Here is a 16,687-nt window from a genome sequence, read left to right on the forward strand (position 1 = left end):
CTAAAACAAAATGCTGGAAATGCAGAAAACAAGCGAGGGTACTTTTGTGATTATCCTACTCTTTTTCCTCATAGGGGGACAGATTGCCCTGGTACCATATATTGGTGCGGTGACTACTGGACATGGCGATCCGTGCCGAACGGTTGGGGAACAATTGAGCAACGACCTGATAGGCCTCCGTACCTTCGTTCACCTTGAATTTGAGGACATAACCAGAACCCTTGGTCGCCGGTTCCATGGAATATTCCTTTGGAATGCCCTTGAACTTTATCCCCACTTGCTTGGGATCGTAATAGCCTCCCATGCGGCGTTCCCCAAAATAGGGAAGGTCGGCCATGACGCTATCGCCTACCATCCGCAGATAACCGCCAGTACCCGCAATATCGATACGGCTGGCGGTACTGCCTTGAGGCAATAGGCCCGCATTGGCAATACTGTTCAGGCTTTGACTGGCCATAGGTTGTGCCCAAGTGGCCCTTATCTCGAAATGCTTATCCGTGACCATTTGGTCCAACGCGGCCAACTCCTCAGGGGTTGCTTTGTACGTGGACGAGCATGCGGCAGCAAATACGATGGCCACTAGTGCTATGGATTTGAATAGTGTTTTCATAGGATTCAAAATTGACCCAATAAATTACAAAATCTAAGGATGATTTCAGAGACAAATAACGCCGTGTTAACGTTTGAACCGTTCAAAAATGGCCAAGGTCTTTTTGGTGTTGATGAAATAGACCCCCGTCAACAAAATGGTTGCCGCGAATATGGATTGTACTGTAATCTGTTCATCCAAAAAATACCAGCCGAGCAGCAAGGCCACGATAGGGTTCACATAAGTGGAAGTCGCTACTTTTTCAGGGGAAACCGCTTTCAACAAGTAATTGAAGGAGGTAAAGGCGACGATACTGCCAAAGACCACCAAGAGGATCATGGACCACTGTACTTTACCGCTCCAATCCAAAGGAGAAGACCATTCCTCGCCAAAAGCCAAACTCATGAGGGCCAATGTGAGTCCGGCCGTGAACATTTGATATCCGGTGTTCACGAAATAGTTGGTAGGCAGATCGGCACGGGCCACAAAAAGGCTTCCGTAGGCCCAACTCAACATGCAAAAGAAGATCATGATCATCCCCGTGATGGATTCTTTCTGGGCTATGATCTGCTTTTGGCTCACCAACAAATAAATCCCGATAATCCCCAAAATAACCCCAATAACGGACATGGGTTGAATCTTTTTGCCTTGCAACATCCGCATCAACAACAAAATGATGAGCGGTTGGGCGGAGATTTCGAGGGCGGCAAATCCACTATCCACATAACGAAGTGCCCAAACCACTACCCCGTTCCCAAAACTGAGAAAAAAGACACCGGCCAATATAGTATTGAGCAATTGCTTTTTGGAAATGGTGAGGGGAATCTTCATGAACTTGGCCAAAATGAAGATAAAAAGTCCGGCAGTGGTAAACCGGCAGGAGGCCAGCATGAAGGGTTCCAGTTCCAGAACCGCGATCTTGTTCAGCAGATAGGTAGAGCCCCAGATAACGTAGATGGCAAAAAAAGCTAAAATGACCAGCGCGGAGTTCGAGGATCTTCCCATTCCAAGACAAGTTGTTTGCCTTGCAATATTACGGATGTTTAAAGGAGTACAAAACAGATAGGGAGCAACTTTTACAACAAAACAAAAGCAATCTGTAACGGGTGGTCAAACGCTAAAACGTCTTGCCCATATTCAGCAGGTAGTCCGCAAAATCGCTTTCCAGTTTTTTGAACCTTCCCAATTGTTCCTTCACTTCCATTTCCAATACTTCGCTGATGCCCTCTTTTTGTTTCTGGATAAGGTCCAGGATTTCTTTTTGATGTCTGGAAAATATCTTGAAACCGTTCTTGAGCGCGTTAAACTTTTCAAAGTCAGAAGGACATTTGGGCTCATAGGTGTAGGAGCTCAATTTTTTGGAAAGTCGTTGTATGGTGGTATTGTTCCTTTCCATGCGAACCAATAGTTCCTGTTTGGTGTGGATACTATCTTCAACAATATGATCCATGACTTTGCGCTGTTTTTGGGGATTAGATGCTTAACGACCATTAAGTTAGGTAATATCTTACAGAGTTGTTTCTTAATTAACTTTCATTTAATGGTTTAATTAACAATGATCAACAAAAAAGCCCGATGCCAAATGGCATCGGGCCTGAATATTAAGGTATTGTAAACCAGACCTAGTTTTCGGTCTTTTCGTAAGCTTCCTGCTTCAACTCATCACTGGCGATGATGGCCAACTCTACACGTCTGTTTTGGGCCTTGCCCTCCGCAGTTTCGTTACTGGCAATGGGCTGATCTTCACCATACCATTTGGTGGTGAACCTTCCACTGGAGATTCCTTTGCCTACCAAATAAGCCGTCACGGCTTGTGCTCTACGTTGGGATAGTCCCAAGTTGTATTCTGCCGCTCCGTCACTATCCGTATGGCCTTCCACCAAAATATTGGTTTTTGGGTATTCTTTGAAGATACCGGCCAATTTGTCCAAGGTAGTGGCAGAGGTTCCCTTGATATCGGATTTGTTGGTATCAAAATACACCCCGTTCTCACCACTAAAGGTTACGTTGATCCCTTCACCTACACGCTGCACTTCCGCACCTGGAATCTCTTCCTCGATACGTTCGGCCTGTCTGTCCATGCGGTTACCAATATACCCTCCGGCAGCCCCGCCCACCACGGCACCAATAATGGCTCCAAGGGCAGTGTTCCCTTTTCCAACATTGTTACCGATGACTCCCCCAATGACAGCGCCACTACCGGCACCGATGGCAGCTCCTTTTTGGGTGTTGTTAGCATTTTTGATCGCATCACAGCTCAGGATAAGGCTCAAGGCCAAAACAGCTGTGGTTCCTTTCAATAATATCTTTTTCATGTAGTTATTTTTTTGAGAATTCGTAAACAATGGTAACGGGTTGCCCGTCTACCGTAACGTTGGACTTCAGGGTCATGTTCTGGGGTGTTAGGCTCACAATATTCAAACGATAGCCATAACCGCCGGAAATGTCCTTGCGATTTTCGTCGATGAACTTAAACTGCAATTGGCTGCTGTAGTTTTGTGAAGGCTCCACAACCGACCATCTGAAAAAGCGATCGCCTCCTTGACACAAGGTACTTTGGCGGATGGTATACCGACCTGTACTGTTGTTGTCCCTGAAGAACCACTCACTGTCCTCGAAGCAGATGTCTTCTGCATCGTTAAAAATGACGGATTTAAAATTACCGGAATTGTTTTCGTAATGTACGTTGTCCAGATTCCAAGTGCCGCTAAGAAGGTTTCTTTGGTCCCTTGCGCTTTTGGACACGGAACATGATGAGAGGAAAATTCCCATCACTGCTAATAGTAGAAATGACTTTTTAATCATAAGAATTAAGTTAATGTTCAATAAAAGATACGAAATGGGGCGTAAATATAGTTGTTATAAAAATCAAAAAATGATTAATTCATTCTTTTTCAATAGGCGTAAAGTTCCAACAAAACTTGTTCAAAACGCTTATTGGGAAGATAATTTTCTTCTAAAGCCTTGGCAAAGGGAACCGGGGTCTCCAAACTTCCGACTCGTTTGACAGGAGCATCCAGATAAGGGAAACATTCCTCCATCACCATAGCGGAAATATCGCTTGCAATACCCCCGAACAAGGTGTCTTCCTGTAAAATAATGAGTTTTCCTGTTTTCTTGACCGAAGCAAAAACCGCTTCCATATCCAGAGGTTGAAGGGTACGTAAATCTAAAAGATCGGCTTCAATTTCCGGATTTTGGTCCAATATTTCCGAGGCCCAATGCACCCCCGCACCGTAGGTCACAACAGTGATGGACTTCCCTTCCCGTAACACATTGGCCTTACCAAAAGGCAGCGTGTAATAATCGGTCGGCACATCACCATAGACGCTTCGGTACAGCCCCTTGTGTTCAAAGAACAGAACGGGATTGGGATCATTGATAGCCGTGTTCAACAATCCTTTGGCATCATAAGGTGAGGAAGGGTACACCACTTTGAGTCCAGGGGTTTTGGTAAACCATGCCTCATTGGTCTGGGAATGAAAGGGTCCGGCCCCTACTCCACCCCCGCAGGGCATGCGTACCACAACATCCGCTTTTTCATTCCAACGGTAATGAACCTTGGCCAAATAGTTCACAATGGGGTTGAATCCAGAGCTTACAAAATCAGCAAACTGCATTTCCACCATGGCCTTCATCCCGTTGATGGAAAGCCCCATGGCCGCGGATACGATGGCCGATTCACAAATGGGGGTATTCCGAACCCGGCTCTTGCCAAACTTGGGCACGAACCCTTCTGTAATCTTGAAAACCCCACCATAATCCGCAATGTCCTGCCCCATGATGATGAGTTCGTTATGCCGGTACATGGATTGCTCCAATCCTTCGGATATGGCATCCACAAAGCGAATGTTCTTTACTTCAGAATTAGGCTTTATTTCTTGATAATCAAATTCTTGATATACCTCATTTAATTCCTTGGTTTCATTGAATAAAACTGGGGATTCTTCAAAAGCCAGATCCAAATTCACATTGATTTCTTCAGAAATACCAGCTTTCAATCGCTCAATTTTTTCGGAAGTGAGCACTCCTTGATCCAATAGAAAAGCCTCGTAATTGGCAATCGGGTCCTTCTTACCCCACTCCTTCATCAACTTTTCAGGAACGTATTTGGTACCACTGGCTTCTTCATGGCCGCGCATGCGAAACGTCTTGAATTCCACCAAGACCGGTCTCGGCCTCCTTCGTATGGCCTTGCACAATTCATCGATTTTGGAATAGACCTCCAAAATGTTATTGCCATCGATTACGCGGGATTCCATACCATATCCCTTGGCACGATCGGCCAAGGTTTCACAGTTGTATTGTTCATTGGTAGGTGTGGATAGTCCATAACCATTGTTCTCAATACAAAATAGTACGGGAAGGTTCCAGACAGAGGCCACGTTCAAGGCTTCGTGGAAATCCCCTTCACTAGTAGCGCCTTCACCAGTAAAAACTGCCGTCACCCGCTTTTTTCTTCGAAGCATGTCCGCCAAGGCAATACCATCGGCCACCCCCAACTGGGGACCTAAATGGGAGATCATCCCCACAATCTTGTATTCTTGGGTACCAAAATGGAAACTGCGGTCCCTACCCTGGGTAAAACCACTCTGTTTCCCTTGCCATTGTGCAAAAAGTCGGTTAAGGGGAATGTTTCGCGAAGTGAAAACACCCAGATTTCGGTGCATGGGCAATATGTACTCACTATCCTTCAGGGCCTGCGTGACCCCAACCGAAATGGCTTCCTGTCCAATACCACTGAACCACTTGGAAATCTTGCCCTGCCGCAACAGGATCAGCATTTTTTCCTCTATCATCCTGGGCTTTAACATCCCGGTATACAAATCCAGCAGCCTTTGCTCTTCCAGGTCGCCAATATGATATCTCATAGATAAAAATTCAACAGGATAAAAGTAGTAAAAAGGCATCCATCTTCCTTCAAATTTCCAAAACGTTCGGCATTATTCCTTACTTTTGACATTATTCCAAAAATGACAACATGAGTGCCATACCTAGTGTAAACCTTGAGGATTTTGTCTCAGGGGACCCAGCCAGAAAGGAAAAATTTGTCAAAGAGATCGGTGCCGCTTTCGAGGATATCGGATTCGTGGCCCTGAGCGGTCATTTTTTGTCCGACGAATTGGTGGACGAACTCTATTCGGAAATCAAAGCATTCTTCCAATTACCACAAGAGGTCAAGGACAAATATGAAATAGAGGGCATTGGAGGACAAAGAGGCTACACCTCTTTCGGAAAGGAACATGCCAAAGGCAAAAAGGAAGGTGACCTGAAAGAATTTTGGCATTTCGGTCAATATGTGGAGGACAATCCAAGGCTGGAAAAGGAATATCCGGCCAATGTGATGGTAGATGAGCTTCCCGATTTCAACAAGGTTGGAAAGGAAACCTATAAAATGCTGGAGAAGACCGCAAAATATGTGTTAAGGGCCCTTGCCCTGCATTTGGGACTGGAAGAAACCTATTTTGATGAATATATCAAAAACGGGAATTCCATTTTAAGGCCCATCCACTACCCTCCCATCACCACGGAACCCAAAAATGCCGTTCGTGCAGCGGCCCATGGCGACATTAACCTGATTACCTTACTTATGGGCGCCCATGGCAAGGGATTGCAGGTACAGAACCACGAAGGGGAATGGGTGGATGCCATTGCCAGACCCGATCAATTGATGATCAATGTAGGAGACATGCTTTCCCGATTGTCCAACAATAAATTGAAATCGACTATACACCAAGTGGTGAATCCGCCAAGGGAGTTGTGGGGTACGTCACGCTATTCCATTCCGTTCTTTATGCACCCGATTAGCGAGATGCCCCTGAACTGTTTGGAAAACTGTATCGATGCCGAACATCCCAAAGGGTTTGAAGACACCACGGCAGGCGAATACCTGCACGAACGATTAATCGAACTGGGATTGATCAAAAAATAAGGATATGGACTTGAAGGACCAGCTCAAAAACCTCTTCCCTGACCATGTATCCGAGGAAAAACCCAATCAGGAAAACAACGAACCTTCCTACTGGCTTCAGGACGATCCCATTATTTGCAAATATGAAAAGCGAAAGGGAAAACCAGTGACCATTTTGGAGGGCTACAATGGGGCCGATAGTGATTTCAAGAAACTGGCCAAAGACCTGAAATCATATTTGGGCGTGGGTGGCAGTTTTAAAAAGGAGACCATCATTATCCAGGGCGATTACAGGGACAAAATCATGGATTTCCTAAAGGAAAACGGATTTTCCGTGAAAAGGGTCGGTGGATAATCTGAATTTTGAACAAGGTGTTACAATTTCCCGCCCTATGTTAAAAAAGAACTATTGACTATCAATGTTTTGTGAAAAAATTTTTGTGTTCATCGTTTAAGTCTTACTTTTATTCTTCCTAACCAACGAAAACTAAGCTGAAAATGAAATCACTGTTGCACATCACCAACGGGGACAGCTTCACGTCTAGACTAGAGTCTCTAGAAGTGAAAGGAGACATTATTACCTGGCGGGAAATGCTATGCGAAGGCAAGACCCTTTGTGCCGTAGGAAGCGAGTCATTCTGGAAGACCCGGTTCGAATTCCTGAACAAAAACTACAAGATTACCAAGTCGTGGTTTGTTGAAAAAACATTGAAAGAGTACCGTTCCCTTTGTAACCACAAGCAGCAAGACCATATTGTTTTATGGTTTGAATACGACCTTTTTTGCCAGATCAACATGCTTGCCGTACTGAGTTGGCTGAAGACCCACAGGAGACATGCAGAAATTTCTTTGGTCTGCAGTGGCAAGGAAGACGGTTCGGAAAAATTATATGGCCTCAATGAGTTAAGTGATGAGAAATTGCTTCAGCTCTATGAAAACAGGACCATTCTTTCCCAGGACGATATTGAATACGCTGATTACATATGGCAATTGTACTGTAGCGACAACCCCATCCGATTGGAAAACCAGATTGCCAACAACGATTTTCAGTTTGAATACCTATCCGATGCCCTCAAAACACATTTGAAACGCTTCCCGACCATCAAAAATGGTTTAAATGACTTGGAAAACCATGTGCTGCAGGTGGCCGCAGAAATGAAACCTAAATCCAAAGCGGAATTGATGGGTGAATTGATTACCAACCAAGGCTACTACGGTTTTGGTGATACACAGTACGAAAGAATCGTTACCACCCTAAAACCTCTTTTCAATTCCTTCAGCCCTGTCAAATTGACAAAAAAGGGTATGGAAGTACTGAAGCAAGAAACCAACTATTATTCCCAAATACGTGATAATCAAATGTATTTAGGCGGTTCTTTAAAGTATAACTTCCTATATAATACGGAAACAAACCGCATCTTAAAACTCTAGAGAATGGCCTCTTTGGGCAGCTCAGAACTTATTCTGAACCCTGATGGCAGCATTTACCATCTCAACCTCCTACCTGAGGATATTTCCCCTATCATCATTACTGTTGGTGATCCTGGACGCGTTTCACAGGTGTCCCAACACTTTGATTCCATCGAAATCCAAAAAACCAAAAGGGAATTTGTGACCCATACCGGTCATTATGCGGGAAAACGGATTATGGTGCTTTCCACAGGTATCGGAACGGACAATATCGATATTGTTTTCAACGAATTGGATGCCCTTGCCAACATTGATTTTCAAAGCAGGAAGATAAAGGACCAAAAAACACAGTTGAATATTATACGTGTCGGTACTTCAGGATCCATCCAGACAGATATCCCGGTTGACTCTTTCTTAATGAGCACCTCTGGTATTGGTTTTGATGGTCTTTTGCACTTTTATGAGTCTGGACACGTGAGGAATGAGGCATTGGAACAAACGATCAACGATTATTTGGGCTGGGATAGGCATAACATCCATCCTTATGTGGCTGATGCCGACCCTGATTTGATTGATATTTTTTCCTCAAATCGTATACGATTCGGAATAACAGGCACTAATTCAGGTTTTTATGGTCCTCAGGGAAGGTCGCTTCGCCTACAGACCAAGATTCCCGATTTCAATGAAAAATTGGCATCGTTTTCTTATCAAGATCAACGTATTACGAACCTTGAAATGGAGACAGCCGCCATGTACGGACTTGCCAAAATGCTTGGACACCGCTCTATTTCCCTCAACGTGATATTGGCCAACAGACCCAACAAGGAATTTTCCAAACAAGGTAGGCAGTCCATAGATGCATTGATCCAATACACTCTAGAAAAAATAGCACAAAGTCAACTGGTATAATTTTTAAAAGGCTGTTTTTAAAAAAATACCGATTGGAATCTATATTTTAGAATACTCAACAAATTGCCTACATGAAAAAAGTAAAAATCATTGGGGTTCCCGAGCATTTCAACCTTCCTTGGCACCTTGCTATGGAAGATAGCGCCTTTGAAGATCGCGGCATCCAACTGGATTGGACCGATGTACCTGAAGGCACCGGAAAAATGGCCCAAATGCTCCAGGACGAGGAAACCGATCTGGCCATCATTTTGACCGAAGGTATGGTCAAAAGCATTTCGCAGGGCAATCCCAGTAAGATTGTACAAGTCTTCGTGGCCTCCCCCTTGCTTTGGGGCATCCATGTGGCTGCAGGTAGTACAAGGAATTCCATCAAGGATATTGAGAACGACAAAGTAGCCATTAGTCGCTTGGGAAGTGGCAGCCACCTCATGGCCTATATCAATGCGCAAAACCAAGGCTGGGACACCAAAAAACTTCAATTCGAAATCATCAACAATCTTGATGGTGCCGTGGAAAACTTGACTTCGGGTTCCAATGCCTATTTCATGTGGGAACACTTCACCACTAAACCTTTGGTGGACCAGGGTATATTCAAAAGAGTGGGCGATTGCCCTACCCCATGGCCGTGTTTTGTGATTGCCGCCACCAATGCATTTCTAGAAGCCCATTCGGGATTGTTACGGCATATTCTAGAGGTCATCAATACCTATACGGAAGAATTCAAACAGATTCCGAGCATAGATAGAACCTTGGCCAATCGATATGAACAAAAATTGGAAGATATTCAACAGTGGCTTTCGAAAGCCTCATGGGGCCAAGAACAACTAACCACGGAAACCCTGAACGAGGTCCAGAAAAGGTTGTTCGACCTTAAGTTGATAGAACAAATCAAGGACGCATCAGAATTTCTTTGGGATTAACAGCCAAACATTACAGTGGCTTCGACTACGCTCAGCCACCTTGTTTTTTTTAAAGAATCCAACCATCAAAAAATCCAATATTCCAAATATTGAAACCAACTACCAATCAATGGCAGGTTTTCCCATGCGGTTCAATAATGCATTGGTCTTGCTAAAGTGGTTGTTCCCGAACCAAAGTCCCCTATTGGCACTCAGGGGTGATGGATGCCCTGAAGTAAGGATATGATGTTTCGATTTATCGATCAAAGCTGCCTTCTTTTTGGCAAAACCGCCCCATAGAAGAAAAACAACCCCTTCCAACTCGGCAGATACCGTTTTGATCACGGCATCGGTAAAGGTTTCCCAACCTTTGTTCTGGTGGCTTCCCGCTTGATGGGCCCGTACGGTCAGGGTGGCATTCAACAATAGTACCCCCTGATCCGCCCAACGTTCCAAATTACCACTGGCGGGATAGGGCTTTTCAACATCCGTTTTGATTTCCTTGAAAATATTGACCAAGGAAGGTGGGTGCGGAATCCCGTCCTTCACCGAAAAACAAAGGCCGTTGGCCTGCCCAGGGCCATGATATGGATCTTGACCAATGATGACCACTTTGGTTTCTTGGAAAGGGCAATGGTCAAAAGCGGAAAAAATATCCTTACCCTTTGGGTAACAGGTGCTTTGCTGATATTCCTGCTTTACAAATTGCGCCAATTGTTGAAAATAAGGTTTTTCGAACTCTGGTTTTAAGTGTGCTTTCCAGCTAGGTTCTATATTCACGTCCATAGCCGATTACTTCTTTTTGGTCAATTTGTAGATCAAATAAGCAATACCCGCCACAAAATGGAGCAAAATAATACCGGCAATCACATAGATCAATGTATGGTCGTTCTTCATACTATTTATTTTTGAAGCAAGACAGGAATCCTCAAATGTAAGCATTGCATGCCGTTTTACATGACCACTTCATACAAAATCCTATCTTTGCGCTGCTAGCGAAAAAAGATGCATAATATTCACCCCAAAACACTTCAAGACCTCGAGTTCCCGACGGTATTACAACAGATTTCTGCCCGGTGCAATACCGAATTGGGCAAGGAACAGGCTTTGGATATTGTCCCCATCCCAAATAGGGAGGATTTGTTGGAGCGTTTGGGCCAAACTTCCGAATACTTGGCATCGTTTTCCAATGACAACCGTATTCCCAATCACGGATTCGACCAAATCAACCCCGAATTGGGACTTTTAAAGATTGAGAACAGCACCTTGGAGGTGGCAGGTTTTCGAAAAATTGGAAGCATCTGCAAAACGGTCACCATCCACCAGAAGTTTTTGAAAAAATTCAAGGAATACTATCCGCTGTTGTTCCAAAAGTCGGAAGTACTGGAGTACAACACTGAGATTCCGGAGGCCATTGATGTCGTCATCGATAAATTTGGGGAAATCAAGGACACCGCTTCTGACGAACTAAGACACATCCGAAGCCAAATCAACGAAGTTCGGGGCAAGATCAACCAAAGTTTCGGGGCCGCCTTGGGGCGTTACCAATCCTTGGACTTTTTGGATGAGATTCGGGAGTCCGTGGTAGAAAATCGAAGGGTTTTGGCTGTTAAGGCCATGCACCGAAAAAAAGTGAAGGGTACCGTGATGGGTACTTCCAAAACAGGAAGCATCGTGTACATTGTACCGGAAACCACTTTGGCCTATGCCCGGGAGCTCAACAACCTCGAATTTGAAGAAAAGGAGGAAATCCAACGCATCCTCAACCAACTCACTGATCAAATCAGGCCCTTTGCCATTTTGCTCAGGGAATATCAGGCATATTTGACGGATGTTGATATCACCGCTGCCAAGGCCAAATACGCCAATGAGATGAACGGGGTGCTTCCGGAAATCAACGGGACTAGGGAATTGTATCTCCGAGAGGCCTATCATCCCCTGCTCTATCTTTCCAACAAGCGAAAGCTGGAAAAGACCTGGCCGCAGACCATCAAACTACATCCAGAAAACCGTATCATCGTTATTTCCGGGCCTAATGCCGGGGGAAAAAGCATCACTTTAAAAACCATTGGCCTGTTGCAGGTGATGCTTCAAAGTGGCATGTTGATTCCCGTGCACGAGCGTAGTTCCGTGTGCTTGTTCGATAAAATCTTGACGGATATTGGAGACAATCAATCCATTGAAAATCATTTAAGTACATACAGTTATCGACTCAAGAACATGAACCACTTCTTAAAGAAGTGCAATAACGAAACCTTATTCTTGATTGATGAGTTCGGTACGGGTAGTGACCCTGAATTGGGGGGCGCCCTGGCCGAAGCTTTTTTGGAAGTGTTTTACGAACGTGAAGCCTACGGTGTCATCACCACCCATTATGCCAATTTGAAGGCACTGGCCAACGAATTGCCTCATGCCACCAATGCCAATATGCTCTTCAATTCCAAAACCCTGGAACCCACTTTTCAATTGGTATTAGGCGAAGCAGGTAGTTCCTTCACATTTGAGGTAGCCCAAAAAAACGGTATCCCCTACTCTTTGATCAACAAGGCCAAAAAGAAAATTGAACGGGGCAAGGTCCGTTTTGATGCCACCATTGCCAAACTGCAAAAAGAACGTAGCAAAATGGTGCAAACGGGAACCCGACTCCAGGAAGAGGAAACCAAGGCCCGGGAAGAGGCAGATCGATTGGAACAACTCAACTCCAAGATAAAGACCAAATTGGAGAGCTACCAAGAACTGTACGACCACAACCAACGGATGATTCAATTGGGCAATAAAGTCAATACGATTGCGGAACAATATTTCATTGATCACAAAAAACGCCCTCTGATTTCGGAATTGCTTCGGATTGTGGAGACCGAGAACAGCAAGCGCAAGAAGACTTCAGCCAAAAAAGCCAAGGAAAAGCAGAATCAGCAAAAACAAGTCGCCCAAGAACTGGAACAGGAAATCAAACAGGTTCGGGTAGAGAAAAAGATCAAGAAGAAAAAGGAAGTTCAAGCCGAAAAGAACAAACCCCGTCCCGTGTTCAAAATTGGCGACCGCGTCCGTATGATGGACGGTAAAGCGGTGGGCAGCATCGATACCCTTGAAAAAGGAAAGGCCGTGGTCAATTATGGTATGTTCACCACCAATGTGAGTGTGGACCAATTGGAACTGGTGGAGGCCAAAAAATAAACCTAAACGTCATTTCAAAATGAGGGGTATGATGACCCATGCGAAATCTCCCTGTGATAAGTGCTATTTTTTTGCCAATTATAACCCATCGAAGACCAACGGATCATATCATTCATGAATTTTCACATTATCCTTGTGAAATGAACAACATTCTCGTTATTATTTTTTTACCTTGTTGTCCAAACTTCTATGACAATCACGTAAAAAGATGAAAGAAAAAGCATCCTCCACAACTAGACGAAACTTCATTAAAAACACCGCAATGGCCTCTAGCATTTTTATTGTGCCACGCCATGTACTCGGTGGCCCTGGTTATTTGGCCCCTAGTGACCGCCTGCATTTGGCGGCCATTGGAGCGGGCGGTAAAGGTGCCAGTGATATTGCAAATGCCTCGGTGGACGGCCGTGAACGCGTAGTGGCGCTTTGCGATGTCGATTTTTCCGGTTCTGCCAAAAGGTCGGTGGAACGTTTCCCAAAAGCCAAACTGTTCAATGATTATCGTGAAATGCTGGATAAGATGAAAGGCATTGATGCCGTCACCATCAGTACACCAGATCATGTGCACGGTCCAGCTGCTGCCTATGCCATGGGACTGGGCAAACACGTATATGTGCAAAAACCTTTGACCCACAACATCCGTGAAGCACGTATCTTGACCCAAATGGCAAGAGACAAACAAGTAGTGACCCAGATGGGGAACCAAGGGGGATCTAACCCACTTCTGGGCATGGTCCAAAAATGGGTGGATTCCGGATCATTGGGAAAAATCACCAAAGTGGAAATTTGGACCAATAGGCCCGTTTGGCCTCAAGGATATGCCATGCCCGAACCAGACCCAGCAAGCAAGCCTGCAGATTTGGATTGGAACCTGTGGTTAGGCCCAGCACCCATGAAGCCCTACACCCCTAACCTACATCCTTTCAACTGGAGAGGATGGTGGGATTACGGTACCGGTGCCTTAGGAGATGTTGGTTGTCACTTGGTGGACATTCCATACCGAACCTTGAAATTGGGTTATCCCACCTCTGCTGAATGTAGCGTAGGTACGGTGTTCTCCCAAATGTGGACCCCAGATTACCATCCAGAAGGTTGTCCTGCATCTTCCTTCATCACCTTAAGTTATGAAGCTACGGACAAAACAGGATCTCCATTGATCATGACTTGGAGCGATGGTGGTATACGTCCATCCCATCCAGAAATTATTCCCGCCGACAGTGATATTGGAGGCCCAGGTAGTTATAATGGCGTATTGATCCATGGTGAAAACGGTGTGATTTCTACCAATATCAATGACAGTTCTCCGTTGACACCCAAATTATATTTGAACGATGGTACCACTGAATTCGGTCCCGAAGTAGAAGATATGCCTGAACCGGAATACGGCCACCAACGCAAGTGGGTAGATGCCTGCAAAGCAGGGTTTGGAAGTGAGGAACACCTAGGACTTACCTCTTCTTTTGACTATGCCGGACCTATGACAGAAACGGTTTTGATGGGCAACTTGGCCATACGTAGTTATATGTTACGCAAAGAAAACCCAGAAGGTCAGATGGAATTTTATGGAAGAAGAAAACTGATTTGGGATGGCGACAACATGAAAATTACCAACTTTGAGGATGCCAACCAGTTTGTTACCCGTACCTATCGAGAAGGATGGGAAATGTAACCGATTGGAACAAAAACCATATCATAAATCAGGGCCGCTGCATGCGGTCCTTTGTTTTTGCGCTTCAGAATGTCATTCCTGCAAAAGCAGGAATCCAAACTTGGCCCTAAATGGATTCCGCATCGCGTGCGGAATGACAATAAAAACTTTTGTGAAGACTCGTGTAATTCGTGCCAACCCGCTCCAATAAGATTGCATTTTGTAGGCCATTTGCCTTGCGCTTCTCTTTACTGACAAACAATAAAAAGGAGATTTCCCGCACTCCCTTCGGTCGGTTCGAAATGACAATAAAAACATTCGTGAAGATTTGTGCAATTCGTGTCAGAATGCAGGACAGCAATAAAAACAGATTCCCGCCTACGCGGGAATAAAAAACAGTCGGCATCAAATGGTTGAACCCCACTTGAGCGGCCGACTGCCTTGAAAAATCATTGGAATCTATAAACAGGTAACTTGCTGAATAGTTAAACAGCACCCAAATATACCCGTGGTTGCGCGGTGACAACTGTTCCCGCCATTGGTACTGTTCCCTATATAATACTGATATACATCTGCCCCACCATCGTCTTGCACCCATATGGTAATATCGTAAGCGCCGTTTGGTGGTTGTATGGTTTTGATGGATCCACTGACATTGCTTGTAACCCATAAAGATGGATTAGCATCGAGATCGCTTTTTGTAACACTTCCACCTGAACCCTGTAGTTGATTTTTATAGGTAAGTGCAAATTTAAATGTACGACTGGAATCGTTTATAAAATCCACAGTTCTATGCACAACGCCTTCACTGGTACAGGTTTCCGCTTGATAATCCTCGGTATAACCCATTTTGGCTACGGTGTTGTCCTTTAAAAATCTAACCGTATAGGAAATAGGAGCCCCTGGATTGTCCCTACTATAAACAGCATTAGCCCCTTTAATGATAGGAGATAGATCACCAAAATTACGTGCAGTCACTGCTTCAGCGGCCACCTCTGCATTCCCACCAATGACTATGGTGGTGATGTTGGAGCTAGCCAAAATGGCCTTGCTCGTCACTTCGGATTCCACACTTATGCTGTTCGATTTTCCCGCAGCGTAATCCAAAGCAGCTTCGAGCTGAATACCAGTTGCTTCATAGAAGGTTTCCAATCTAAACATAATGATGCGCCCATAGCTTACCGATTTAATATACCCCGGGGGAGCGCTGGAATTGAACATGGATTCCACGTCGGAGGCTGAAATATTATCCCCGAAAACTGCCGATGGACTGGATGGTGTTTCCATGGAAACGGTATAAAACACCTGCTTAAAAACCATATTGGCAACCCTTTTTACCGAAGTACTTTCATAACTGAGCTGTGAACTAAAGTCCGTAGATGCCCACTCGATATTCACCCCAAGATCCATACTTACCTGTTTGGAACTGTATGAGGTTTTGGAATCCGAGTAGGAACTGGCCTCGTTGACATAACCATCTTGGTAGGCGTTTGCGTTCCACCATTCAAGGGCAACATCGATGCCTGCATCCACAGAATTGAAATTGGGACTGTCCACCGTAAAATTTCCGTTTTCACCAATTCCCGGAAGGTCAACCCTTAACGACAAAGGTGCTCTTGATGGCGCAACTGGTGTTGGAAGTCCATTCCTCAGATTGGCATCAACTTTAACCAAGGCCCCGGGCCATATAATTCCCGCGTTGGGTTTTAAAATGGCAATATCTTCATAATTGGTCTTAAGGTTGTATGCCGTTGTTGTACAATTGGTAATCACATTGTTTGACTGGGTTGGTGGATCTGAAATGGTTTCTCCTTCGGTACGCACAGTACTGGAGCTTCCGGTATCCACCACTCCCAAGAGTGCATCTGGATCATAGGACAGGTTGGCGACAACTTCATTGATATTTGCTTCGCTATCTTTATTGGTTGGGTCGGTACCGCTATCCTTACTACAAGATTTGATGATAACCATCAGGGCAATCATGCCCAATACAGATATCCTTTTTAAAAATGTTTGTTTAGTTTTCATAACTATTTGGTTTTTAGGTTCAACGAAGCCGAAAGTAGTATCGGAATTGGCTCGAACCTATTTTTGGGCATGGACAAAGTATGGACAAGATGTGTGGACAACCACTAAAAATACCATGG

At 44.8% G+C, this 16,687-nt stretch carries 15 protein-coding genes; 7 read left to right on the plus strand and 8 right to left on the minus strand.

The features are described 5' to 3' along the window. Window positions 1-55: 55 nt before the first annotated feature. The 6 genes from D2V05_RS17120 to D2V05_RS17145 form a co-directional block, all read right to left on the minus strand. Window positions 56-610, minus strand: a complete 555-nt coding sequence (locus tag D2V05_RS17120) for a DUF4251 domain-containing protein (protein WP_119648747.1) — start codon at window positions 608-610, stop codon at window positions 56-58. 66 nt (window positions 611-676) lie between these two features. Next, window positions 677-1,594 (minus strand): EamA family transporter, encoded by a 918-nt coding sequence (locus tag D2V05_RS17125; RefSeq protein WP_119648748.1) that lies wholly within the window; start codon window positions 1,592-1,594, stop codon window positions 677-679. 112 nt (window positions 1,595-1,706) lie between these two features. After that, window positions 1,707-2,039 (minus strand): hypothetical protein, encoded by a 333-nt coding sequence (locus D2V05_RS17130; protein WP_119648749.1) that lies wholly within the window; start codon window positions 2,037-2,039, stop codon window positions 1,707-1,709. A 172-nt stretch (window positions 2,040-2,211) separates the two neighbouring features. Next, a complete protein-coding gene (locus D2V05_RS17135; protein ID WP_119648750.1) occupies window positions 2,212-2,904 on the minus strand; it encodes a YiaD family glycine zipper/OmpA-like lipoprotein in 693 nt (230 codons plus the stop codon). A 4-nt stretch (window positions 2,905-2,908) separates the two neighbouring features. Further along, window positions 2,909-3,394: a lipocalin-like domain-containing protein gene (locus tag D2V05_RS17140; RefSeq protein ID WP_119641512.1), complete on the minus strand. Its 486-nt coding sequence runs from the start codon at window positions 3,392-3,394 to the stop codon at window positions 2,909-2,911. Between the two features lie 89 nt (window positions 3,395-3,483). Further along, a complete protein-coding gene (locus tag D2V05_RS17145) occupies window positions 3,484-5,460 on the minus strand; it encodes an alpha-ketoacid dehydrogenase subunit alpha/beta (RefSeq protein ID WP_119648751.1) in 1,977 nt (658 codons plus the stop codon). Window positions 5,461-5,570: 110 nt separating this feature from the next. On the opposite strand from D2V05_RS17145, the gene D2V05_RS17150 reads away from it, so the two are divergent. The 5 genes from D2V05_RS17150 to D2V05_RS17170 all read left to right on the plus strand — a co-directional run bounded on the left by D2V05_RS17150 (window position 5,571) and on the right by D2V05_RS17170 (window position 9,739). Then, complete coding sequence (locus D2V05_RS17150; RefSeq protein WP_119648752.1) at window positions 5,571-6,521, plus strand: isopenicillin N synthase family dioxygenase; 951 nt, start codon at window positions 5,571-5,573, stop codon at window positions 6,519-6,521. A 4-nt stretch (window positions 6,522-6,525) separates the two neighbouring features. Then, a complete protein-coding gene (locus tag D2V05_RS17155) occupies window positions 6,526-6,855 on the plus strand; it encodes a translation initiation factor (RefSeq protein WP_119648753.1) in 330 nt (109 codons plus the stop codon). A gap of 143 nt (window positions 6,856-6,998) precedes the next feature. Further along, on the plus strand, window positions 6,999-7,931 hold the full coding sequence (locus D2V05_RS17160; protein ID WP_119648754.1) for a DUF1835 domain-containing protein: 933 nt from the start codon (window positions 6,999-7,001) through the stop codon (window positions 7,929-7,931). A gap of 3 nt (window positions 7,932-7,934) precedes the next feature. Next, window positions 7,935-8,819, plus strand: a complete 885-nt coding sequence (locus tag D2V05_RS17165) for a nucleoside phosphorylase (RefSeq protein WP_119648755.1) — start codon at window positions 7,935-7,937, stop codon at window positions 8,817-8,819. A 71-nt stretch (window positions 8,820-8,890) separates the two neighbouring features. Then, window positions 8,891-9,739 (plus strand): substrate-binding domain-containing protein, encoded by an 849-nt coding sequence (locus D2V05_RS17170; RefSeq protein WP_119648756.1) that lies wholly within the window; start codon window positions 8,891-8,893, stop codon window positions 9,737-9,739. A 99-nt stretch (window positions 9,740-9,838) separates the two neighbouring features. Here the strand turns inward: D2V05_RS17170 and D2V05_RS17175 are convergent, their stop codons facing one another. After that, window positions 9,839-10,504 carry a uracil-DNA glycosylase gene (locus tag D2V05_RS17175; protein ID WP_119648757.1) on the minus strand — a complete coding sequence of 222 codons (666 nt, stop codon included), beginning with the start codon at window positions 10,502-10,504 and terminating at the stop codon, window positions 9,839-9,841. 219 nt (window positions 10,505-10,723) lie between these two features. Here D2V05_RS17175 and D2V05_RS17180 point away from each other — a divergent pair, with 219 nt between their 5' ends. Both D2V05_RS17180 and D2V05_RS17185 read left to right on the plus strand, forming a co-directional pair. Beyond that, window positions 10,724-12,895 carry an endonuclease MutS2 gene (locus D2V05_RS17180; RefSeq protein ID WP_119648758.1) on the plus strand — a complete coding sequence of 724 codons (2,172 nt, stop codon included), beginning with the start codon at window positions 10,724-10,726 and terminating at the stop codon, window positions 12,893-12,895. Between the two features lie 208 nt (window positions 12,896-13,103). Further along, the gene (locus tag D2V05_RS17185; RefSeq protein ID WP_119648759.1) at window positions 13,104-14,561 is read left to right on the plus strand and encodes a Gfo/Idh/MocA family protein; all 1,458 of its coding nucleotides are present in this window, start codon (window positions 13,104-13,106) and stop codon (window positions 14,559-14,561) included. A gap of 438 nt (window positions 14,562-14,999) precedes the next feature. Here D2V05_RS17185 and D2V05_RS17190 read toward each other — a convergent pair whose 3' ends face one another. Then, window positions 15,000-16,568: a thiol-activated cytolysin family protein gene (locus D2V05_RS17190; RefSeq protein WP_119648760.1), complete on the minus strand. Its 1,569-nt coding sequence runs from the start codon at window positions 16,566-16,568 to the stop codon at window positions 15,000-15,002. Between the last annotated feature and the right edge of the window lie 119 nt (window positions 16,569-16,687).

Source organism: Flagellimonas pelagia (genome assembly GCF_003584135.1).
Taxonomy (GTDB): Bacteria; Bacteroidota; Bacteroidia; order Flavobacteriales; family Flavobacteriaceae; genus Flagellimonas; species Flagellimonas pelagia.